At 61.2% G+C, this 21,710-nt stretch carries 22 protein-coding genes; 21 read left to right on the top strand and 1 reads right to left on the bottom strand.

Annotated features, from left to right (window positions below):
• Window positions 1-66 precede the first annotated feature (66 nt).
• From ACWNC0_RS16950 to ACWNC0_RS16850, 21 genes are all read left to right on the top strand, one after another.
• On the top strand, window positions 67-561 hold the full coding sequence (locus ACWNC0_RS16950; RefSeq protein ID WP_449473286.1) for a F0F1 ATP synthase subunit B family protein: 495 nt from the start codon (window positions 67-69) through the stop codon (window positions 559-561).
• A complete protein-coding gene (locus ACWNC0_RS16945) occupies window positions 554-1,168 on the top strand; it encodes a F0F1 ATP synthase subunit B family protein (protein WP_449473284.1) in 615 nt (204 codons plus the stop codon). Before ACWNC0_RS16950 ends, ACWNC0_RS16945 begins: the two co-directional genes overlap by 8 nt.
• Window positions 1,169-1,645: 477 nt before the next feature.
• Window positions 1,646-3,562, top strand: coding sequence for an excinuclease ABC subunit UvrC (gene uvrC / locus ACWNC0_RS16940; RefSeq protein ID WP_449473282.1), 1,917 nt, complete (start codon window positions 1,646-1,648; stop codon window positions 3,560-3,562).
• A 363-nt stretch (window positions 3,563-3,925) separates the two neighbouring features.
• Entirely contained in the window at window positions 3,926-4,831 is a 906-nt protein-coding gene (locus ACWNC0_RS16935; RefSeq protein WP_449473280.1) for a hypothetical protein, read from the top strand.
• Entirely contained in the window at window positions 4,831-5,556 is a 726-nt protein-coding gene (locus ACWNC0_RS16930; protein ID WP_449473279.1) for a sensor histidine kinase, read from the top strand. The genes ACWNC0_RS16935 and ACWNC0_RS16930 overlap by 1 nt, the downstream gene beginning before the upstream one ends.
• Window positions 5,557-5,799: 243 nt before the next feature.
• The gene (locus ACWNC0_RS16925) at window positions 5,800-6,582 is read left to right on the top strand and encodes a DUF2569 domain-containing protein (RefSeq protein WP_449473277.1); all 783 of its coding nucleotides are present in this window, start codon (window positions 5,800-5,802) and stop codon (window positions 6,580-6,582) included.
• Between the two features lie 895 nt (window positions 6,583-7,477).
• Window positions 7,478-7,663: a Flp family type IVb pilin gene (locus ACWNC0_RS16920; protein ID WP_449473275.1), complete on the top strand. Its 186-nt coding sequence runs from the start codon at window positions 7,478-7,480 to the stop codon at window positions 7,661-7,663.
• A 72-nt stretch (window positions 7,664-7,735) separates the two neighbouring features.
• Window positions 7,736-8,662, top strand: coding sequence for a Flp pilus assembly protein CpaB (gene cpaB / locus ACWNC0_RS16915; protein ID WP_449473273.1), 927 nt, complete (start codon window positions 7,736-7,738; stop codon window positions 8,660-8,662).
• Window positions 8,663-8,778: 116 nt separating this feature from the next.
• A complete protein-coding gene (locus tag ACWNC0_RS16910; RefSeq protein WP_449473271.1) occupies window positions 8,779-10,164 on the top strand; it encodes a type II and III secretion system protein family protein in 1,386 nt (461 codons plus the stop codon).
• A 14-nt stretch (window positions 10,165-10,178) separates the two neighbouring features.
• A complete protein-coding gene (locus ACWNC0_RS16905) occupies window positions 10,179-10,466 on the top strand; it encodes a hypothetical protein (protein ID WP_449473270.1) in 288 nt (95 codons plus the stop codon).
• Between the two features lie 19 nt (window positions 10,467-10,485).
• Window positions 10,486-12,054 (top strand): pilus assembly protein TadG-related protein, encoded by a 1,569-nt coding sequence (locus ACWNC0_RS16900; protein ID WP_449473268.1) that lies wholly within the window; start codon window positions 10,486-10,488, stop codon window positions 12,052-12,054.
• 11 nt (window positions 12,055-12,065) lie between these two features.
• Window positions 12,066-12,593, top strand: coding sequence for a TadE/TadG family type IV pilus assembly protein (locus ACWNC0_RS16895; protein WP_449473267.1), 528 nt, complete (start codon window positions 12,066-12,068; stop codon window positions 12,591-12,593).
• A gap of 17 nt (window positions 12,594-12,610) precedes the next feature.
• Window positions 12,611-13,216, top strand: a complete 606-nt coding sequence (locus tag ACWNC0_RS16890; RefSeq protein WP_449473265.1) for a TadE/TadG family type IV pilus assembly protein — start codon at window positions 12,611-12,613, stop codon at window positions 13,214-13,216.
• Window positions 13,217-13,236: 20 nt separating this feature from the next.
• The gene (locus ACWNC0_RS16885; RefSeq protein WP_449473263.1) at window positions 13,237-14,448 is read left to right on the top strand and encodes an AAA family ATPase; all 1,212 of its coding nucleotides are present in this window, start codon (window positions 13,237-13,239) and stop codon (window positions 14,446-14,448) included.
• Window positions 14,448-15,809: a CpaF family protein gene (locus ACWNC0_RS16880; protein ID WP_449474646.1), complete on the top strand. Its 1,362-nt coding sequence runs from the start codon at window positions 14,448-14,450 to the stop codon at window positions 15,807-15,809. Before ACWNC0_RS16885 ends, ACWNC0_RS16880 begins: the two co-directional genes overlap by 1 nt.
• A complete protein-coding gene (locus tag ACWNC0_RS16875) occupies window positions 15,806-16,810 on the top strand; it encodes a type II secretion system F family protein (RefSeq protein ID WP_449473261.1) in 1,005 nt (334 codons plus the stop codon). Before ACWNC0_RS16880 ends, ACWNC0_RS16875 begins: the two co-directional genes overlap by 4 nt.
• A gap of 4 nt (window positions 16,811-16,814) precedes the next feature.
• Window positions 16,815-17,786, top strand: a complete 972-nt coding sequence (locus tag ACWNC0_RS16870; protein WP_449473259.1) for a type II secretion system F family protein — start codon at window positions 16,815-16,817, stop codon at window positions 17,784-17,786.
• Window positions 17,787-17,811: 25 nt separating this feature from the next.
• Window positions 17,812-18,645: a tetratricopeptide repeat protein gene (locus ACWNC0_RS16865; protein WP_449473258.1), complete on the top strand. Its 834-nt coding sequence runs from the start codon at window positions 17,812-17,814 to the stop codon at window positions 18,643-18,645.
• Window positions 18,642-19,469, top strand: a complete 828-nt coding sequence (locus ACWNC0_RS16860; RefSeq protein ID WP_449473256.1) for a tetratricopeptide repeat protein — start codon at window positions 18,642-18,644, stop codon at window positions 19,467-19,469. The genes ACWNC0_RS16865 and ACWNC0_RS16860 overlap by 4 nt, the downstream gene beginning before the upstream one ends.
• Window positions 19,466-19,990 carry an A24 family peptidase gene (locus tag ACWNC0_RS16855; RefSeq protein ID WP_449473254.1) on the top strand — a complete coding sequence of 175 codons (525 nt, stop codon included), beginning with the start codon at window positions 19,466-19,468 and terminating at the stop codon, window positions 19,988-19,990. Before ACWNC0_RS16860 ends, ACWNC0_RS16855 begins: the two co-directional genes overlap by 4 nt.
• Window positions 19,991-20,244: 254 nt before the next feature.
• Entirely contained in the window at window positions 20,245-20,460 is a 216-nt protein-coding gene (locus ACWNC0_RS16850) for a hypothetical protein (RefSeq protein WP_449473252.1), read from the top strand.
• Window positions 20,461-21,033: 573 nt separating this feature from the next.
• Here the strand turns inward: ACWNC0_RS16850 and purQ are convergent.
• Window positions 21,034-21,708 carry a phosphoribosylformylglycinamidine synthase subunit PurQ gene (purQ, locus tag ACWNC0_RS16845; protein ID WP_449473250.1) on the bottom strand — a complete coding sequence of 225 codons (675 nt, stop codon included), beginning with the start codon at window positions 21,706-21,708 and terminating at the stop codon, window positions 21,034-21,036.
• Window positions 21,709-21,710 lie beyond the last annotated feature (2 nt).

Below are 21,710 nucleotides of genomic sequence, written 5' to 3'. Positions count from 1 at the left end.
CAGGGCGGCTGTCGCTGTCCCGCCCGTCCGCATGAATTGACGGCGCCCTGATCGGACGGACCTATAATGCCTCAAATCGCGCAAATTGCCGAAACCTATGCATCTCAGATTTTCTGGATGCTGCTGACATTCGGCTTTGTCTTCTTCGTCATAGGCCAGGGTATGGTCCCTAAGGTTCAGGCGACGGCCGACGCGCGCGACGCGAAGATCACAGGTGATCTGGACGCAGCCAAGGCTGCCTTCGCCCGCGCCGATGAGGCAGAGGCTGATTATCGCACCCGCGATGCGGAAAGCAGGGCTGCGGCCCAGGCAACGCTGGCCCGTGCGAAAGCGGAAGCTGCGAAGGCTTCCGAAGGACAGCTTGCTGCCGCCGACGCTCAAATCGCCACGCGGATCGGCGCTGCCGAAGCCCGCATCCAGGCGGCCAGCCAGGCAGCGATGGCAGAGATTGAAACCGTCGCCGCCGAAGCGGCGCGCGACATGGTCGCTCGTATTTCCGGCGTGAATGCGTCGGACGAAGCGGCCCGCAACGCAGTAAAGGCGGCACTGGCCCATGGCTGAGGCAGCAGCACAGCATAGCGAAGGTACGCCTCCGCATCTTGACGACGCAATTCACTCCGAAGGGATGGAACCGGTGGGCACCGTCGCGCATGAAGGCGTGGCGCCGCACACTGACCCGAAGGCCGTCGGCATGGACGCGACCGCCTGGGTCAGCCTGGCGATGGCGGTGTTCATCCTGATCCTCCTGGTCAAGAAGGTCCCCGCGCTGATCGGCAATGTGCTCGACGGCCGGATCGCCCAGATCAAGGAACAGTTGGCGGAAGCTGCAAAGCTGCGCGCCGAGGCTGACGCGCTGAAGGCTGAATATGAAGCGAAGCTGGCCAATGCGGCTGGTGAAGCCGAAGCGATGCGCAAGTCGGCCGAGAGCGAAGCGGCAACGCTGCTCGAAGACGCCAAGGCCAATGCGGTAGCGCTGGTTGCCCGTCGCCAAAAGATGGCCGAGGACAAGATCGGTGCAGCGGAACGCTCTGCCATTGCGGGCATCCGTACAAAGGCAGTCAACGCTGCCACCAGCGCGGCTGCGACGCTGATCGCGCAGAACCATGACGCGGGCGCGGATCGGCAGTTGGTGGATAGCGCAATCAAGGGTCTTGGCCCCAGCATCTGAAGCCGACGATTTCGTCTTAAAAAGGGTCGATGCGGTTTGTCGCACCGGCCCTTTTTTATGTCTGGATGTGGATCGGCCTTGTGTGTTCCCAGCTAATATCTCGCGCGATGTGCCGACCATAGAAGATTGACCGGCAAGCCCGCTGTTGTCGATGACCATGCGGAGCTTGGTGTCGCTCCCCTGCGTCCGGTTATGAGCAGTTTGAATATCGTGCACGCCGACGATCCGGATCTCGGAAACGATTCCCTGGCCATGCGGATGTCGAGCATCTCCGGGTTGCCGAGGATCAAAGTCTCTACGATTATTTCCGGTCATCCGCGCTCCGATGTTGGAAGGGGGGGCGGATATCGCGGGCGTCTAATCACGCGTGAACAAGGCCGAAGATGGTCAAGGTGGTTCGCGCTGATTTAGACTCCAAGGTTCAGGAAGCGGCGCCCAGCCATTGCGCTTGTCTGTGTCACCGCTATCTCTGCACCCATGTCGCATCCCCAATCTCCCGACCGTTTTCATGAGGACAAGGCCAGCTTCACCGTACGCGGAGCAGGCACGCCGGATATCGAGGCAGGGGTGGAGGCGATCCGTACCACGCTAAAGACTCTGCCGACGCGGCCGGGTGTTTACCGGATGCAGGATGCTCGCGGTGACGTTCTCTATGTTGGCAAGGCACGGGCGCTGCGCAATCGGGTGGCGAATTATACGCAGGTGGATCGCCTGCCAAAGCGATTGCAGCGCATGGTGGCGCAAACACGGTCGATGACGATCGTGACGACCAACAGCGAGGCCGAGGCGCTGCTGCTGGAAGCACAACTGATCAAACGGTTCCGGCCGCCTTACAATGTGCTGCTGCGCGACGACAAAAGCTTCCCCTTCATCCTTTTGCGGGAAGATCATCATTTTCCTCGGGTCCAGAAACATCGTGGTGCGCGCAAATATAAGGGGCGCTATTATGGGCCGTTCGCCAGCGCGGGATCAGTGACGCGGACGATCAATGCGCTGCAAAAGCTGTTCCTGCTGCGAAGTTGCACGGACAGCTTCTTTGCCAATCGGTCGCGGCCCTGCCTTCTATTTCAGATCAAGCGTTGTTCGGCGCCCTGTGTCCAGCGGATCGACGAGGCGGGCTATGCAGAGTTGGTGAAGGATGCGCAGGATTTCCTGGGCGGCAAATCGACTGCCGTGCAGAAGAAGCTGGGCGAGGCGATGCAGGCCGCTTCGGAAGCGATGGATTTCGAACAGGCCGCCGTTCTGCGCGACCGGCTTAAGGCGTTGACCTTCATTCAGGGTAGCCAGGCGATCAACGCCGAAGGGCTGGGCGATGCGGACATCTTCGCGCTGGCGACGAAGGGTGGTTCGATGTGCATCCAGGCTTTCTTCATTCGGGGCGGGCAGAATTGGGGACATCGCAGCTTCTTCCCTGTCCACACGGCTGAAGTGGCAGAAGATGAGGTGCTGGCGAGTTTCATGGCGCAATTTTACGAGGAAGTGCCGCCGCCTAAATTGATCCTGTCCGACCGCGCGCCGATGGAATGTGAATTGATGGCGCAGGCTCTGACGGAGCGCATCGGGTCCAAGGTGCGGATCGAGGTCCCACAGCGCGGCGATCGGACGCGGCTGATCAAGCAGGCGCAGCGCAATGCGGTGGAGGCGCTCGACCGGCGGCTGGCCGAGACGACGACGCAGGCTAAGATTCTGGAAGAGATGGTCGAGACATTCGGGTTGGATGGCGTGCCTGACCGGATCGAGATTTATGACAACAGCCATATCCAGGGGAGCCATGCGCTGGGCGCGATGGTGGTCGCGGGGCCGGAAGGTTTCCGCAAGAACGCCTATCGCAAGTTCAACATGAAGAACCCCGAAACATCTAACGACGACTTCGCGATGATGCGGGAGATGTTCGAGCGGCGTTTCGGCCGGGCGGCGCGGGAAGATCCTGATCGCGATAGTGGGGAATGGCCCGACCTGGTGCTGATCGATGGCGGTAAGGGGCAGTTGTCGGCGGCGCGGGCGATCCTGGAAGATTTGGGGATCGAGGATATTTGCATGATCGGTATCGCGAAGGGGCCGCATCATGGGCGTGATGGACGGGAAGTGTTCCATATGCCGGATGGGCGGGAGATTAGTTTTCCGATCAATCATCCCGTGCTGTTCTACCTTCAGCGATTGCGGGATGAGGCGCATCGTTTTGCGATCGGGGCGCACCGGCAGAAGCGGAGCAAGGCGATTTCGACCAGTTCGCTGGATGAGGTGCCGGGAATTGGTCCGTCGCGAAAGAGGGCGCTGTTGATGCATTTTGGAACGGCGAAGGCGGTGAAAAGCGCGGCGCTGGAGGATTTGCTGAAAGCGCCGGGTGTTTCGAAAGCTGTGGCGCAGCAGATTTTTGATTATTTTCATGGATGAGATGGCGAGAAGAATCATCTTCTGAAATCTTGTTTCGGTGTCGAAACAATCAACGGGGCATGTGATTGACTTTGCCCCTGATTTTTCCTGTTGCCCTTGCGTAATGAAGGCGAGCCTGCGATGGTCGGGTCAGACGCTGACAATCATGGCGCGGGTTCGGGAGAAGGGGTCGTGAAGAAGATGAGCTTTCGTTCATCGTCGCGGAGTGATTTCGCTAATTTACTACGTCCGTTGCAATCTATCATTGCTCTTGCCCGGATATATCCTTTAGATTCACTTCACCCTTATTAAGTGAAGTCAAAAGATACTTATCCGAAGACATATATCCAGTCCTATAAGATAGGCGGGCGGAGTTGTGAGAGCATGATCAGAAGACATGCCGAACTGCTGCGAACCTTGGGGAGGGGGCGTTCGTTCGCCCCGTCGGCGCTTCGGCCATGGCGCATGCTGGACGTCACGCGGCTTGTGCTCGCCAGCGTCTATGGCTTTGTTAGCTTTGTCTTCGCGACGCCCCGGTCCTGGGCGGAGGCTGCGGAGAACGGCATCATCGCCGCCATGCTGCTGCTGGCGGTGGGTGCGTTGATCCTGTCCGGGCGGTCCTGGGTCACGGAATTGCGCATCCGCAAACCGGTGGTGTGCCTGGATGCTCTGCTGTTCCTGGCGCTGCTGGTCGTCACCAACGCATCGACCAGCCCCTATTTTCCCGGCAGCCTGTTCGTCGTGGTTGAGATCGCGCTGATCGTCCGGCGGCGCTTCCACCTGTTTGTAGGGGCGTTTGCAGCGATGACCGCGATGCTGATCGTGTGGGTGAATGATTGGGTCGCGGTTCCATCCGAACCGGATGCCGAGCGGGTTGCGTTGCGCGTCCTCTACCTTGCGGTGGTGATCACGGTGACGGGCATGTTGCTAGGCCCGCGCCGCGAAAAGCTGCTTCAGCAGGAGCGGGCAAGGAGGCTGACGGAAGGCAGTCTGACGCTGGCGAAGGGCGGGGCTGGCGCCTTTCTGTTGCAGGCGTTGAAGATCGCGACGGGCGGTGAAAATGGCGCGTTGCTGTTCCGTACCGCCAGCACGGAACCCTATCGTTTTGCATCAAGCCGCTCCGGCGACAGCATGCCGGAGGGTAGCGACGCATTGCTGGCGGTCGAGACGGGATGGCATGACCGCCGCCGTGGCGCGTCGATCAGTCTTTCGCAGGACGGTGTCAGCCAGATCGAGCTCCTGACGCGGAGTGGTCGGGCCTGGCGGTTCTGCTGGATGCCGAAACGGTGATGACGCTGCTCGTTTCGCTGGGCACGTTCGAGGCAGTGGGCGCGGTTCAACTGGACGATCCGACGCATGAGGATGTGGCGGCGATCGCCCAGCGGGTGTTCGAAAGCGCGTGCGAGGAATTGATGGTCCGCAACAGCCTGGACCTGGCCCATGTCATTGCAGGCGCGCGGGAGCGTGAGCGGTTGCAGCGGGAGTTGCATGACAGCGTGCTGCAGGCGCTGGCCAGCATTCGTTATCAGGCCGCGCCGGTGCTGAACGGGACGGTAGAGGATGCTATTCCCGTGCTGCGCACTATCGATCAGATCGCGAAGGACCAGATCGGCACCATAAGATGGATCATCAATCCGGTTCGGGATGAGGATGATTTTGCCTATCTGCCCGAAACACTGTCGATGGTCGTCCGGTCGCTGGCGCAGCAATGGGGCATCGAGTGCGACCTGCGCGTGGAGGAGGGCAATTGCGCCACCAGTGCGATGATCGGCCGGGAACTGAGCTTTGCCGTGCGCGAGATCGTCGCCAATGCGGTGCGCCATGCCGGAGCGCGGACGATGGAATTTTCCCTGCGACCGGCGGGCAACCGGATCGCGTTGCATGTGACGGATGACGGGGTGCCCAATCTGGCGAGGCTGGGGTCGACCGGCGCGGTGCAGTCGCGATCGTTGATGCGGCGGATACAGGGATTGGGGGGCGAGGTGTATTTGCACAATCTGGGGGGCGGACGATGATTCAGATTACTGTGCCGCGGAAGTGAGGGGTGGCTGCCGTTGAGCGGAATAATGTGAATGTCGCAGTTTTGGCGACGTTGCGCGTTTTCCCCTCCACCAGCTTCGCTGGTCCCCCCTCCCCATGCAGGCATGGGGAGGATTAATGGGCAGAACCATTTGGGGTGGTGAGGCGTTTTACCGTGAGTTAACCAGAATGATTGATAGTCGGCCATTCTAGTTGGCGGGGCGGAGGTCCGGGTTTCCATGGTGCGGTTGGTTCAGAATCATCTTTACCGCAAGAGCGTGGCGCTGGTGCTGTCGTTGCAGCTGAACCTGGAGCGCATCATTGCCGCCTGGGTCGTGATCGCGGCCTTTGCCTGCGGGCTGCGGTTGGCCTTTCCGGCTACACCCTATGCGGGAGTTCCCTGGACGAGCGAAGCGGGGCTGTTGCCCTATCTGCTGGTCGTAGGCGCGCCGGTGGCTACCCTGCTGCTGGGCCTGAAGCTGTTTCCGGCCGGGCGCGTGCATGCGCAGCCGAGCTTTCGGTTGGCGAAGGTCGGCCGGTGGCGCAAGATCGACTGCCTGAAGGCACGCGAGATGTCGCAATTCGGGCTGTATGGCGTGATGGCGTCGCTATTGCTGGGCATCGCGCTCAACGTGCCGGTGCGGACGCTGGAGTTTTTGAGCGCCGTGCCTGCGCTGGGCAGCTATGCGCCGACATGGTTCGTCAGCCTGTATGCAGTGATGCTGGCGGATGTAGTGCTGCTGTCCAGCCTTTACATGTTCGCCTTTGCCATGGCGTTGCGCATGGTGCCTCTGTTCCCCCGCTTTCTGGTGATGGTGTGGGGCGTGGACCTGATGGCACAGTTGGGCATTGCGCAGTTGGTGGCGCGCGTCGGGGATGTGCCCCATGCCGTTGAGTTGGCGCTGGTCGATTTGCTGACCGGCAATATCAAGAAGGTGCTGATCAGCGCGGCGCTATGGCTGCCCTATCTGCTGCTGTCGGAGCGGGTGAACGTGACTTTTCGCAACCGGGTGAGCGCTTGAAGAGCGTTGGGGTGATCCCGAACTGATTGCGTGCTTCGGCAGGGCAGGGAGCCGGGCCGAGTTGTTTTCCAAAAAATGCGGGTGATTCGCGGGCTGTAAGGCGCGGCGGGTTGGTGCTGATTTGCGATGGAGCGTGAGGTGCGACGCCGAGCGGTAGTGCGAGGCTGTACCCTTAAAAGGTGACGGGGCGGAAGGGTTGGTGGAGCTATTGGTGGCGAGCATGTGGTCCGACGGATCACCAAGAGCCATGGATATATATCGTTAATTAGACCTTTATACTGCTAAGAAGCAAAAGTATAGATTTGCGTTATTCGTGGTTTTATTTTTATTTGTGCAAGATATATTGATAGAAATGGAAAAATGCCTAAAAGTAAATGGGCGAATTTCTGTAGATTTCAAGCGATATATAACCAAGGATATATTAAGCAATTCAGCCGCGTTACTTGCAAAGTCGGGTACAGAAATCAAAAATGGTTAACAAAAAATTGCTTTAAGATATTGTAAAATATAGCCTTTTTTTACCATGTTGACTTGCATCAGCTTTGGGTCATTTTGGGGACAAGTTCTACGGGAACTGCCCAACTGCCTGGCGAGTGGAGAAACCACCGCTGGGGTCGCCAGGTGGCAAAGGCCCCCCCCCGCAGAACTGTGCAAGAGCAGCCGGAATGCCTTTCGGCGCAGTAGGGGTGAACAAACATGACTTTTTTCAGGACACTCTGGTGTGACCAGAGCGGCGCTTCGGCAGCCGAATATGCGCTGATCCTGGCCATTGTTGGCAGCGGTATTGCCGTGGCGGCATATGGGCTCGGTACCTCAATTTCGTCCGCCATGAGTAGGGCGTCAAACTGCATCAGCAACAGCAATGGTTCTGCTTGCTAATAATAGGGGAAAAGACATGACTTTCTTCAAGAAGCTGATCAATGATCAGAGTGGGGCTTCGGCGGCTGAATATGCGCTGATCCTGGCAATCGTAGGCAGCGGCATTGCTGTCGCAGCATATGGGCTCGGTAACTCCATTTCGGGTGCTATGAATAAGGCTAGCAACTGCATTACGAGAACTCCGAGCAGCACGGCTTGCTGAATATATTTTTTGACAGTCGATCGGTTTCGGCCGGTCGACTGTCAGCATTTCACAACTCCGGGGGGAGTTGTCGTGGGGCAGCGTAGATCTCTTATAATCCTTGGCTTCGCGATCTTGCTGGGTCTCGCGGCGGTTTTCATCGCCAACACCTATCTGAGCAAGGCGGAGCAAGCGCAGGCGACTCCGCAGGCTGGCATGGTCAAGGTCGTCGTTGCGTCGATGCCTTTGGCCTTTGGCACGGCGGTTACTCCGGAAAAGATCAGGGTGGTCGATTGGCCCGCGGCTTCCGTGCCGCCGGGCGCTTTTCGCGATCCCGTACAGCTGACCTCCCTTGGCAAGCAGCGGGTTGTGCTGCGCCAGATCGAGCCGGGTGAGCCGATCCTGACATCCAAGCTGTCCGCAGAAGGAGGCCGTGCCACCATGTCCGGTGTGCTGCGGCCCGAAATGCGTGCAGTCGCGGTTCGCGTGAGCGACGTGGCGGCGGCTGGCGGCTTCGTGCTGCCAGGCGATACTGTCGATGTCTTCGTCACGCGCACGGCGCAGGACGGCGCGGGCGGCAGCCAGCAGATAACCGACGTGCTGCTGCAAAACACCCGTATCATCGCCATCGACCAGAATGCCAATGACAGTTCGAAAGACCCGGCGGTCGGCAAGACCGCGACGCTGGAGGTCAATCAGGTCGATGCGCAGAAGCTGGTCCTGGGCCAGCAGGTTGGTCAGTTGACGCTGGTGCTGCGCAATGTGACGGACCAGCCCAACCCGGCCGTGCAGACGGTGGGGATCGAGGATTTGCGTGACGGCGCCTATGTCGGGGGCTTCTCCGGCCCACGCGCGCGGATCGCGGAGGCTGGCTTCGCGCCGGCTCCGATGCCCAGGATGCGTGCGCCCCGGCGCAGCGTTCCGAGAAATGTTTCCGCATTGCCCGCGACCGCATCGGTCGAAATCGTGCGCGGCACGACCGGCACCAGCTATGAGGTGAAGCGCTATGGTTCGCAGTAAGTCCATGAGGGCGCTGGCGCTGGGGGCAGCGCTGGTCGCAGGGGCGGCGACGCCCGGCCAGGGCCCAGATCGCTTCGCTGACCGCCAGCAATGTGGATCATGCAGGGCAGCTGGACGTGCCGCTCAACAAGAGCCAGGTGCTGACGGTTGATCGCGCTTTTTCCAAGGCGCTGGTGGGCAATCAGGAAGTTGCGGACATATTGCCGCTGACCAACCGGTCGCTCTATGTGCTGGGCAAGAAGGTGGGGACGACGAGCCTGACCCTCTATGACAGCCGCAACATGTTGATCGCGGTGGTCGATGTGGCGGTGGGGCCGGATGTCGTGACGCTGAAGCGGCAGCTGGCGGAGTTGATCCCCGGCGAGCAGATCGGCGCGCGCATCTCCAACGATGCGGTGGTGTTGACGGGCACGGTGTCGAGCGCTTCGGCGGTCGATCGGGCGGTGCAGATCGCCAGGACCTATGCGGGCGGTGACGAGAAGGTCGTCAACATGCTGTCGGTGGGTGCTTCGCAGCAGGTGATGCTGGAGGTGCGCTTTTCGGAAGTGAACCGGCAGGCGGCGAAGCAGATCGGGCTGAACCATAGCTTCACCGGCAATCGGACGGCGGGCAGCATCGGCAATCTGGCCGGGGATTCGATCATCCCGACCAATAATGACGGTGTTCCCACCATCAAGCTGGACGGCTTGTCCGATGCGTTTGGTGTCGGGACGTGGGCCTATAAGATTGGCAGCCTGAACCTGTTTTCCGCGCTGGATGCGCTGGAGAGGAAGGGGCTGGTCAAGACGCTGGCGGAACCGACGCTGGTGGCGCTGTCCGGTGAGACGGCGTCCTTCCTGGCGGGCGGTGAGTTTCCGATCCCGGTCGTGCAGAATGGCGGCGGCGGGGGCGGCAATGGCAATAATGGCATTACCGTCGAGTTCAAGCCGTTCGGTGTGAGCCTGGGCTTTACGCCTACGGTTTTGAGCGACGGGATCATCAACCTGGTGGTTGAGCCGGAAGTGAGCTCGATCGATCCTTCGGCTTCGGTGTCGATCAACGGGCTGGTGGTGCCGGGCTTGCTGACGCGGCGGGCCAAGACGGTGGTCGAACTGCGCGACGGGCAGTCCTTTGCGATTGCCGGGCTGTTGCGCAACGACTTTCAGGATACGGTGCGGCAGTTGCCGATATTGGGTTCGATCCCGATCATCGGGTCGCTGTTCCGCTCGACCGGCTTTCAGAAGCAGCAGACCGAGCTGGTCATGATCGTGACGCCCCGGCTGGTGAAGCCGATGCGGGCGGAGGATGTGAGCCTGCCGACCGACCGGGTGGGCAATCCCAACGAGCTGGACCTGTTCCTGATGGGGCGGACGGACAAGGCGGTGGGGATCAATCCGCTTAACCCTGACGCGATGCCGCCGGAGAAGCGCCAAGCGGTGCCTGCTCCTGCTGCTCCGGCGGCGGCTGCTCCGGCACCGGCTCAGGCCCCGGCGGGGGCGAGCCAGAGCGGATATGAACTATGAGCGGGAGTGAGACCATGCGCAGACTGTCCCTGGCCGCCATGCTGGTCGTTCCGGCGCTGGCTGGATGCACGGCGAACGACCCGACCTTTGGCGGGGCGGTGCGGAATAACTATGCGCTGCAGGTGATCAACCCGGAGCCGCGCTATGAAGGCACGCTCGTCGAAGGGGGCGAAGGCAAGCGCAGCGCGGCGGCGGTGGAACGCTATCGCACCGACAAGGTGAAGAAGCCCGCGACGATCAGCACGACCTCCGGCACTGGCGGCGGGTCTGGCGGCGGCGGTGGCGGCTCGGGCGGCCGGTAAGCGGGGAGGGCTTCGATCCATGTCTGCCCGTCGGAACAGCCTGCTAAGGTCAACCAGCGGTGCGGTGGCGCCGACTGTGGCCCTGTCGCTTTTCGGTTTGATTGCGGCGGGTGGCATCGCGTTTGATTATGCGCGGCTCGCCAGCATGGACAGCGAGTTGCAGAATGCGGCGGACCAGGCAGCGCTGGCAGCGGCGACGCAGCTGGATGGAGCCAGCGGGGCATGTAGTCGAGCAGCGAATGCCGCGAGAAATTTGATCACCAACGATAGCAGGTTTGCGAATGACGGAAGCCTGCCGAAGATAACCATCGCAAACGAACCCGATTGTGACGCGGTCGGCGCCATCAAGTTCTACAATACCAAGGACAAGTCCGTGGCGGCTACGAGTGATGCCACGGCGAATTTTGTAGAAATCACGGTTGGTTCGCGGTCTGCATTCTATGCTCTGACGCCGATCGTTTCGGTCATTTCGTCGGGACCCGTGGCCGCGAAGGCTTATGCAGGTGTAGGATCAGCGATCTGTGGCGCGGTGCCTTTCTTCATCTGCAATCCTGACGAGCCGATCAATAACAACGATCCCTATTATCCGACCGCCATCCCGTCGGGTACCGGCATCGTCATGGGAGAGGGCGGCACGCAATGGGGGCCGGGCAATTTCGGCTTCGTCGATCAGGCGGGCCGGGGGGCAAACAGCGTTGCGGAGGCGCTTGCGTCAAACGCTCTCTATGCCAATTGCGCCCCTACCGAGAACGTCACCACGGAAACCGGCAATATCCTCAATGCGGTTCGTGACTCCCTCAATATGCGGTTCGATTTCTTGCCCGGCAATAACTCCGCCTGCAAAAGCCCGCCCTGCTCACCGTCCACCAACGTGCGCAAGGACGTCGTCCGGAGCTCAAATTGTTCATGGCAGGAAAATCCAGCCACGGACGCCAATTACGCGAGCAAGCGATACCGTCCGTCGTCCGCCGCTGCGCTCGATCCATCGATCACACCGGAAATTATGGGTTTCCCGCGCGATATGATGCATTCAATTGGATCGGGGAACTATTCTTCACGGATAGGGAATGGTGCCTGGGATAGAGCTGCATATTTCAGATCTAATCATCCGGGGCTGGACTGGCAAAATACGACTGGATTGGGTCCCAACGTCACGCGTTACCAGACCTACATGTGGGAAGCGCAGGATACCTCGACTCGACTGACAACGAAGGTCACGGCTGCCGATGCGAGCTTGGCGGCATACAGCACGCCTCAGGCCGGTAAGTGCAACTTCCCCGGGGTGGTGCCCAGCACGACTGGTACAGACCGACGCCGCCTGACGGCTGCGGTCGTGAATTGCCGCACCGTTTCCAAGACGACCGGATTGAACGGCAGTAAAAAGATTCCGGTCACCGGATATATCGACGTGTTCATGGTCGAGCCGAGCCTGGATCGCACAAAATGCGATGGCAATAAAAACGGATGTTCGGACAGCTATACGAGCCGCAACGACGTGTACGTCGAGGTGATCGGGGCATCTGGAACCGGCGAGGGCGGCGGGGCGCCGCAAATAACGAGGCGCGACACCCCGCGCCTGATCGAATGAGGGGCGGACAGATGTTCACGCGCCTTCTGAGAGATCGATCGGGTTCGTCTGCCGCTGAAATGGCCTTGGTGACGCCGTTTCTGATCGCGCTGATGTTCGGTTCGTTCGAATTGGGCAACTATTTTCTGAGCGAGCATGTCGTCGTCAAGGCGGTTCGGGATGGTGCCCGCTATGCCGGCCGCCTCAGTTTTTCAAATTACTCCTGCGCTAGCGCTTCGACCGATAACAGTCCGGGGGGAAGCATCGAGGTGAACACGCGCAATCTCGTGCGAACCGGACAACTGAGCGGCGGGAGCGCCCGGCTCGATGGGTGGACAGATCCGGAAACTATTAAAGTGACTTACGACTGTGTTGACGCCACCACTGTCAGTCCGTCCGGCATTTACGATGGACTGAATTTCATTCCGGTCGTGAAAGTGCAGACGACGACAGACGCGGCTCACCGGTTGCAATATCGTTCACTGTTCAACAAGCTCGGGTTCGGAAGCGGTACCTTGTATCTCAACGCTCGGTCTGAGTCTCCGGTCGTGGGCTCATGAAAGCATCAAGCGCCCTATTGGTCCGTGACACCCGCGCTTCCTCAGCCGCTGAGTTCGCTCTGGTCCTGCCCTTGTTGCTGATCTTTTTATTGGGCATAATCGATGTCGGGCGCGTAATGTGGACTTGGAACCGCGCCGAAAAAGCTACCCAAATGGGGGTGCGCTATGCCGTCGTGACCGATCCGGTGGCCACCGGCATCGCGACATACAGCTTTGCAACGGGCGGTAGCGCGATTGCGCAGGGCGAAGCGATAGGCACGTCCTATTTCGCTTCTATGACCTGCAACTCGACAACTTGTGAGTCTTGCACCGGGAGCGCCTGCAATTCCCTCATAACACCGTATAATTCGACGGCCTTCACAAAGATTGTTAGCCGAATGCAGGCGTTCCTGCCTGAATTGGCGCCCGCAAACGTGGAAGTTCTCTACAGCAATTCAGGGATTGGATACTCCGGAGACCCAAATGGTCCGGACATCGCACCTTTGGTCACAGTTCGGATCAAGGGGATGACGTTCCGGCCAATCCTCCTTTCACTTTTCAACGGCACGATATCTCTTCCGGCCTTTAGCGCCGCTCTCACTATGGAAAGCGGGCAGACCTATACGGGCCAGGTAGCAAATTGAGGAACAAGATCTTGGGCATCGTGACGAACACAGCGGAAGCGGCCGAGAGCTGGACACTCAATGTGGGGGATGAGGGGATTCATCTGATCCTTTCGGAGCAGGAGGTGGCGGCTTCCGATATTCTTGGGGATCAGTTGAGCGGGCAGTCCTTGACCTTGTCCATGTTGCCTGCCGGGGCGCCGTTGCCGCAGTCGTTGGTGGCGGAGGCGAAGGCCGTCATATTGGAGGTGCAGCCGGACGATGACGCGTCGACGCGGCGGCTGGCGGCTTTGCGGGCGGCTCATCCGGCGCTGCTGGTGGTGGCCGCCGTGCGCAATGCGGAGATTCCGTTGGTGCGCGCCTTGCTGCGCAGTGGGATCAACGATGTGGTGGCGCTGCCTTTGCAGGCGAGTGAGCTGTCATCGATCATCGACCAGCTGCGGGGAGAGATTGCGACTAAGGGCGGGCGTGACGTCAAGACGGGCGCACTGGTGTCGATCATCAAGAGCGTCGGCGGTGTGGGGGCTACGACGATCGCTACACAGGCGGCCAGCCTGCATGCGCGCAACGCCAAACAGACGGGCGAGCGGGTTTGCCTGTTCGATTTCGATGTGCAGTTCGGTAATGCGGGGACGTTCCTGAGCATCTCCTCTCCGCTGACGCTGGCGGACCTGTTGCAGGGTGGCAACCGGGTGGACCGGGAGCTGCTGGGCTCTGTCACGGTCGAGACGCCGACCGGGCTGCATGTCGTGACGGCGCCGACGGACATCATGCCGCTGGAGGCGGTGAATGCCGATCAGGTGTTCCGCGTGATCGAACTGGCGCAGCGCAATTATGATACCATCTATCTGGACCTGCCGGGCAACTGGACGAACTGGTCCATGTCGCTGGTGGCGCGGTCGGAGGTGATCTTCCTGGTGTGCGAGCTGACCATCGCCAGCTTGCGGCAGGCGCGGCGGCAGATCGCCTTGCTGCGGGATCAGGATATCGAACCGTCGCGCATTCATGTGATCGCCAACCGGGTCGAGAAGAAGCTGTTCCGCGCGATCGGGCTGGAGGATGCGGCGGCGGCGCTGGATCATCCGGTGAACCTTAGCATCGCGAACGACTTTCCGCTGGTCAGCTCTGCGCTGGATCAGGGGGTGCTGATCCAGGAATTGAAGGCGCGCAGCCGTATTTGCAAGGACATGCAGGATATCGTCGATTGCACGGTGCAGGCGGTCGAGGCGCGGCGTCAGGCGGAGAAAGGGTGATGTGGCAGATCCGGAAAGGCGAAAGCCGCTTTGGCGATTCCCGCGATGATGTGGGGCCGACCGATACCGAGCTGGTCCATTGGGAAGAGGACCGGCATACCGAGCTGAAGGTCGCGCTGCACCAGAAGCTGATCGACCTTATCAACCTGTCGGCGCTGGAGAATATGTCGCGCGCGCAGGTCGAGGCTGAAGTGGGCGAGATCGTCCATGAGCAGTTGGCGTTGCAGAAGCATGCGCTGAACCTGGAAGAGCGCAAGCGGCTGGTGTCCGATATCCTGGATGAGCTGTTGGGACTGGGGCCGTTGGAGCCGCTGCTGAAGGATAATAGCGTCACCGACATTTTGGTGAATGGGCACAAGATCGTCTTTGTCGAGCGCGGCGGGCGGCTGGTGGAGACGGCGGCGCGGTTCAAGGATGAGAAGCATCTACTGCGGATTATCCAGAAGATCGTGGCGGCGGTCGGGCGGCGCGTGGACGAGGCTTCGCCCTTTGTCGATGCGCGTTTGGCGGACGGTTCGCGCGTCAATGCGGTGGTGCCGCCGCTGGCGGTCGATGGATCGCTGCTGTCCATTCGTAAGTTCGCCAAGGTGCCGATCAGCATGGCGCGGCTTTCGGAGCTGGGCAGCGTGCCCGCGCCGATGGCGCAGGTGCTGTCGGCGGTGGTAGCCTCGCGGCGCAATGTGCTGATTTCCGGCGGCACGGGTTCGGGCAAGACGACGCTGCTCAATGCCATGTCTGCGAGCATTGATGAGGCCGAGCGGATCGTGACGATCGAGGACTCGGCGGAGCTTCAGTTGCAGCAGCGGCATGTTGTTCGGCTGGAGACGCGGCCGCCCAATATCGAGGGGCGGGGCGAGGTCACGCAGCGCGATCTCGTCAAGAATGCGCTGCGTATGCGGCCGGACCGGATCATCGTGGGCGAAGTGCGCGCCGGGGAGGCGTTTGACATGCTTCAGGCGATGAATACGGGGCATGATGGATCGATGACCACGGTCCATGCGAATACGCCGCGCGATGCGCTGTCCCGTGTCGAGCAGATGATCGGCATGAGCGGGATCGACATTTCGCCGCGATCGGCGCGGGCGCAGATTGCTTCGGCGCTGAACGTCATCGTGCAGGTGGGGCGTTTGTCGGATGGGCGGCGGCGGTTGCTCAGCATTTCGGAGATTACGGGCATGGAGGGCGAGGTCATCACCATGCAGGAAATCTTCCGCTTCAAGATGACGGGCCGTGACGAGAATGACATGGTGCGCGGTCATTTCGAAGCGACCGGCATCCGCCCGAAATTCATGAGCGATCTGGCCGACCGGGGCATTCACCTGCCCGCCGAACTCTTCCGTCCTGATGCGGTGGTGCAATGATCAATCCGATCTACATCCGTGCCTTTGTGCTGGTGCTGCTGTTCGCGGCGGTGATCCTGACGATCGAGGGGGTTCATAGCTGGTTCCGGGCGCGCGCCGGGACTGAGCGGGTCGTCAACAAGCGGCTGAAGATGATCGCGGCAGGGTTTGAGCGCAGCACGGTCCTGTCCCGGCTGCGGCGCAATGACGACAGTCTGAACTTCAACCATGATAGCGTCTTTGGGCGGATGGCTTTGAGCGTGGTGCGGTCGCTGCATGGCGCGGGGCTGAGCGTGCCTGCGCGCGTCGTGCTGACCTTCATGGCGATTGCGACGGGGGTGCTGTTCCTGATCGTGGTGATCGGCGCGCTGGCGGCGGGCTATGGCATGACGGCGGGGATGATCGTGATGGCGGGGGCCTTCGCCGTGTCGCTGGGCGTGCTGCTGCCGATCATGGTCCTGAGCCGGTTGAGCCAGCGGCGGCGCAAGAAGATGGAAGAGCAGTTTCCGGTCGCGCTCGATACTTTCGTGCGTGGCCTGCGCGCGGGGCATCCGATCGCGGCGGCGCTGGACCTGCTGACCAAGGAGATGCGCGACCCGATCGGCAGCGAGTTCGGCATCGTCGTCGACGAGGTGACCTATGGCTCCGACCTGCGCGATGCTTTGCAGCGCATGGCCGAGCGGTGGGACATGAACGAGATGCACATGTTCGTGACGTCGCTGTCGGTGCAGGCGGAGACGGGCGGCAACCTGGCGGAGATATTGGAAAATCTGTCGCTGGTGATCCGGGAGCGGGCGAGCTTGTTCCTGAAGGTGCGGGCGCTGAGTTCCGAAGGGCGGATGACGGCGGTGATGCTGACGGCGTTGCCGATCCTGGCGTTCGTGGCGTTGTTCCTGCTCAACCCGGCCTTCTACCTGGACATTGCGCAGGACCCGATGTTCATCTTTGGCTTTTCCGGGCTGATCATCCTCTACATCATCGGCTTCGTCACGATACGCCGCATGGTTGATTTGAAAGTCTGACCTGATGCTGGACCTTGCCCTTATTTCGCAATTGCGGCCGGTGTTGCTGGTGCTGCTGTTCGTGGCGATCGTGGCCATCGTCTATGGCGTGACGGAGGCGGTCGCGCGTACGTCCAGGGTGCGGAGTTGGCTGAACGTTGTGAGCGACGTCGGTAGCGCGGTGCAGGGCGGTGGGCAGTCGCTGCGTAACGAGCGCAACAATAGCGAATGGAAGAAGCTGGTCGATCGGATCGAGAAGCTGGGCATTTCGCTGGCGGATACGAAGAATGACAGCTTGCGCAAGCGGTTGATCGCGGCGGGCTATCCTTCGCCCGAGGCGCCGAAGATCTTTACGTTCATCCGGTTGGTGCTGACGCTGGCGCTGCCTGCTGTGCTGGTGCTCATGTCGCTCAACAAGCCCGAGCCGCCGAGCCCGGTGAAGTTGTATTTCATGGCGACTGCCGTTGCGGTGCTGGGGCTGTATCTGCCGAACCTTTTCATTTCGGCCAAGGCTGCGCGGCGGCAGGAAGCGATCATCCACGGCTTTCCCGATGCTCTGGACCTGATGCTGGTGTGCGTCGAGGCGGGGCTGGGGCTGGAAGCGGCGATGGATCGGGTGGGGCGTGAGCTCGCCATCTCGCACCCGCTGGTGTCGCAGGCGCTGGGCAAGGTCGTGCTGGAACTGCGGGCGGGGATGAGCCGGGCGGACGCTCTGCGGCGGATGGCGGATGATGTGGATGTGGACGAAATTCGGTCCTTCGCGACGCTGTTGATCCAATCGGACCAGCTGGGGTCTAGCGTCGGGCAGACGTTGCGCGTCTATGCAGCGGAGATGCGGGAGAAGCGGCGGATGCGGGCGGAGGAGAAGGCGCATCGCTTGCCGGTGCTGCTGTCAGTGCCGCTGGTCGCGTGCATGCTGCCGGTGATGATCGGGGTGCTGATGCTGCCCGCCGTGGTGCGGGTGGTGAGGGAAATCCTGCCGGTGTTGAGCCGGTAGCGGAAACCAAGAGGGGGGACGGGGCATGATGAGACAGGCAGTGGCGATCTCGCTGATGCTGGCGAGCGCGGCATGCAGTTCGCCCAACCGGGACGTGGCTATCCGACCCGTGAACGTTGAGGCGACGGCGACGGGGAAAGAAGCCATCGCGCGGGGGCAGCTGCTGTTTTCGAGGGGAGAATATGCGCTGGCGCTCGATGCTTACCGGCGGGCGATGCGGCAGGACCCGGCCGATGCAAACGCGCTGAACGGCGTTGCGATCAGCTATGCGGCGATGGGGCGGCATGATCTGGCGCGGGATTATTTCGAGCTGGCCCTGGCACGCGCTCCCATGGATGAGCGCATCCATCGCAACTTCGCGCGCAGCCTGAATGCGCAGGGTTTGCAGGGAGAAGCAAACGCCTTGCTGGCTGAGATCGGGCAGGGCGTGCAAGCTGGTGGTGCGCGCCGCCCGACGCTGGCGCAGATCGCGATGGACGGTGGCAAGCGTCCGGCGCCACCCGTGCGGGCGGCCGGGCTGGAGCTGGAGCGGGTTTCGATGGGCGAGGTGCGGCTGCGCACAGTGTCAACGGCCGTCGCACAGGCTGCGTTGCCGGGGCGGGCCATCGCGCAACTGAATACCGCGATCGTGACCGTAGCGGACGGGGCTGGCGCGGCGCCAGCCATATCCCTCTCGCGGTCGTTGGCGGCGCCGATCACGACCCTGCCCACGCCCGTGCAAGTCACGGTGGCAGGGTGTGGCAAGTCCAAGGATGGGACCAGTGCGGGAGCGTCACGCCCCTGCGCGACGATGGCGGGCGGGGATGAGCCGGACAGCCTGTTCCAGAAGCTATGGGCGTGGAGCGGAGGCCGGGGATGAGCATCCTGCTGCTGCTGGCGGCTGCGGCCATATCCCCCGGCGCGACAGCAGCCGAGACGATGCCCGCAGCGGCTCTGGACTATGGCCGATTGATCGATGACGCGATCGAAGGCGGGCGTATCGTACAGGCCGAGTTGATGTTGGGCCAATGGCGCGACGGGGCGCAGGCGCAGGACAAGCGGGGCATCGACATCGCAGTGGCGCAAATGGCTCTGGCCAAGGGACAGGATGCGGAGGCGGAGGCGCGCTTTTCCGCGATCGGCGAGGCGGGAACGGCGGATTGCCGGAACGATGAAGGGCTGGGTATCGCAAGGTTGCGGCTGGGCCGGGCGGATCAGGCGGCAGAGGCGCTGCGTCGTGCGGTCGATCAGTGTGCATCGCGTTGGCGGGCCTGGAACGCGCTGGGCGTCGCTTATGACAAGGCAAAGTCCTGGGCCCTGAGTGCCGCCGCCTATGAGCGGGCCTTTCAGTTGACCGACAGGCCGGTGCAGGTGTTGAACAATTATGGGCTTTCGCTGATGGCACAGGGACAGGCGGACAAGTCGATCGCCATATTCGACAAGGCGCGGGACATGGCGCCCGATGACGCGCGCCTTATCGCGCATAGCGATGCCGCTCAGGTGATGGCCGGACGCGACATAGAAAGGCGCACTGCCGATGACGCCAATAGCTGGGCCAAGCGGCTGAGCGATGCGGGTCAGGTGGCGTTGCGCATGGGGGACGCGGTGAAGGCGCGGGCTTATCTGAGCCGCGCGGTCACGGAGTCCGAGAGTTTTCAGCCGGAGGCGACTGCGGCTTTAGCTGGGATGGGGGCAAGGCCATGACGAAGGACCTTGTCCTGATTGCGCTGTCGTTGGTTTTATTGGGCGCGGCGATCGAGGATATTGCGCGGTTGCGGATATCCAACATCTTTCCGCTGCTGGTGATGGGGTTGTTCGTGCCTTGGGTAGCGTTGGCCGGATGGGAAAATGACATCTGGCAGAATGGCACGCTGTTTTTGGCCGTGTTCGCGCTCGGATGCTTGATGTTCGCGATGCGATGGATGGGCGGGGGCGACATCAAGCTGCTGGCGGCGTGCGCGCTGTGGTTCGATTGGGGCGCGGCGCTGCCCTGGTTTGTTTATGTGACGGTCGGTGGAGGCGTGCTGGCGTTGCTGATCATGGTTGGGCGGCGGATGGTGCCGCGAACGGTGCGCGAAGGGTCTTCAATGGCGATCTTCGCGCCGGGCGGGCCGATCCCTTATGGGGTGGCGATTGCGCTGGGGACGGTGATGGCGCTGTATATGGCGGGGCCTAATCCTAGCGGCGTCGCGCATCTGCCTGCGTTTGTGAGGGGCCTGAAGTAGCGCAACATTGGCATTGTTGAGAGGGCTGACGCGGAAGCTCGCTGCGCTCGCGCCCACCCTAACCCCCGCGGGAGGGAATGTGTTGGATGGAGCGGATCGACTGTAACGGATTTATGCTGTCGAATAGCCTTTCGCAAATGATGCGACAAAGTAAAAATATTCTGTTAAGAGGCGTAATCGAGCGAAATCAGCCCGCAAGCCTTCGTATTGACAGAGAGACCATCGCGCTCCCGCTTGCCTGCTGAAGTGTGCCCATGGAAGATCTGAATAATCTACTGGAAAATGAACAAATCGAGCTTTTAAAAGAGCAGGCGGCGACGTGTATTTTCGCGCGTTCCGCTCATCGATTTCGTGCCAGGAGCTATGCCCGGCGCATTCGTGCCCATGACTATCCTTACAGAACAGGCCCGGTGAATAGTGGAAAAGCTTTTGCCCCATATCCCTTTGGTGGCGAAGGACAACATTCATGAGTCGGGTTGTCAACACGACGGCGAGCGTGGCTGAGATCGAGAAGATTTGCGCCGCGCACAGTTTTCGCATTTCAACGATAGAAACCTTGGCGTCGGGTGGTTCGAGAGTGGTTTTGCTTGACGGAAGGGACGCCGAACAAGTTCGCCTGTTGTTAAAGAATAAAATTCTTACCGGCGAGATTAAGCGCTCGGCCGCGCACGTCTCGCGCCAACCTCCTGCATCCTACAGGTCGCGGTAATGCAGCAAATCATAAACTTACAACGCCGACAACAGCTGGCAGAATGTAGCGCGGCAGGTGCAATCTGCGAGATGGACCGGCAGCAACATGATGCCCTCGCTCGTGCTTACGAGAAGATCATCGCGGTCTTGAAACGTGACCGCTTTGAAGCAGGCGGTCGCCGCGTCAGAAGGACGTGAACTGGTCATAAGGCGACAGTCCCAATCTCGTCATGCCAGCGTAAGTTGATGGCGTTTTGCCCAGCCTCCTGAGATCCCAGCGTGCGCTGGGATGACGGGTGTTGGGTGGTTGGATCAGGGACCTGGGCGTGGGGGAGGGTAGCGCGTGCCGGAAATCAGGCGCGGGCCAACAGTCCCTCTACCAGACCTTCGAACAGTCGGCGGCCGTCGGTTTTGCCGTGGGCGGCCTCAATCACGCGTTCGGGGTGGGGCATCATGCCCAGCACATTGCCTGCTTCGTTGAGGATGCCGGCGATGTTGCGGGCGGAGCCGTTTACGGCTTCGCCATAGCGCAGGGCGACGCGGCCTTCGCCTTCTAAGCGGTCGAGCGTCGCGGCGTCGGCGAAGTAATTGCCGTCATGATGGGCGACGGGATAAGTCACTGTCTCGCCAGCGGCATAGCGGCTGGTGAAGGCGCTCTGGGCGTTTTCAACGGTCAGCGCGACATCGCGGCAGACGAAATGGCCGCCTGCGTTGCGGAGCAAGGCGCCGGGCAGCAGGCCGCTTTCGGTCAGCACCTGAAAGCCGTTGCAGATGCCCAGCACATAGGTGCCGCGTTCGGCCGCCTTGGCCACCGCCTGCATGACGGGCGAGCGCGCGGCCATGGCGCCGGAGCGCAGATAGTCACCGTAGGAGAAGCCGCCGGGCACGCCGATCAGGTCGATGCCTTCGGGCAATTCGGTGTCGCGATGCCAGACCATGACCGGCTTTTCTCCGCTCACCGCCTCGAAAGCCACGGCGAGGTCGCGGTCGCAATTGCTGCCGGGGAAGACGATGACGGCGCTCTTCATGG

The organism is Sphingobium chungangianum (assembly GCF_977014255.1).
Note: the sequence above shows the minus strand (reverse complement) of the source record. Positions and strands in the feature narration are given on the sequence as shown.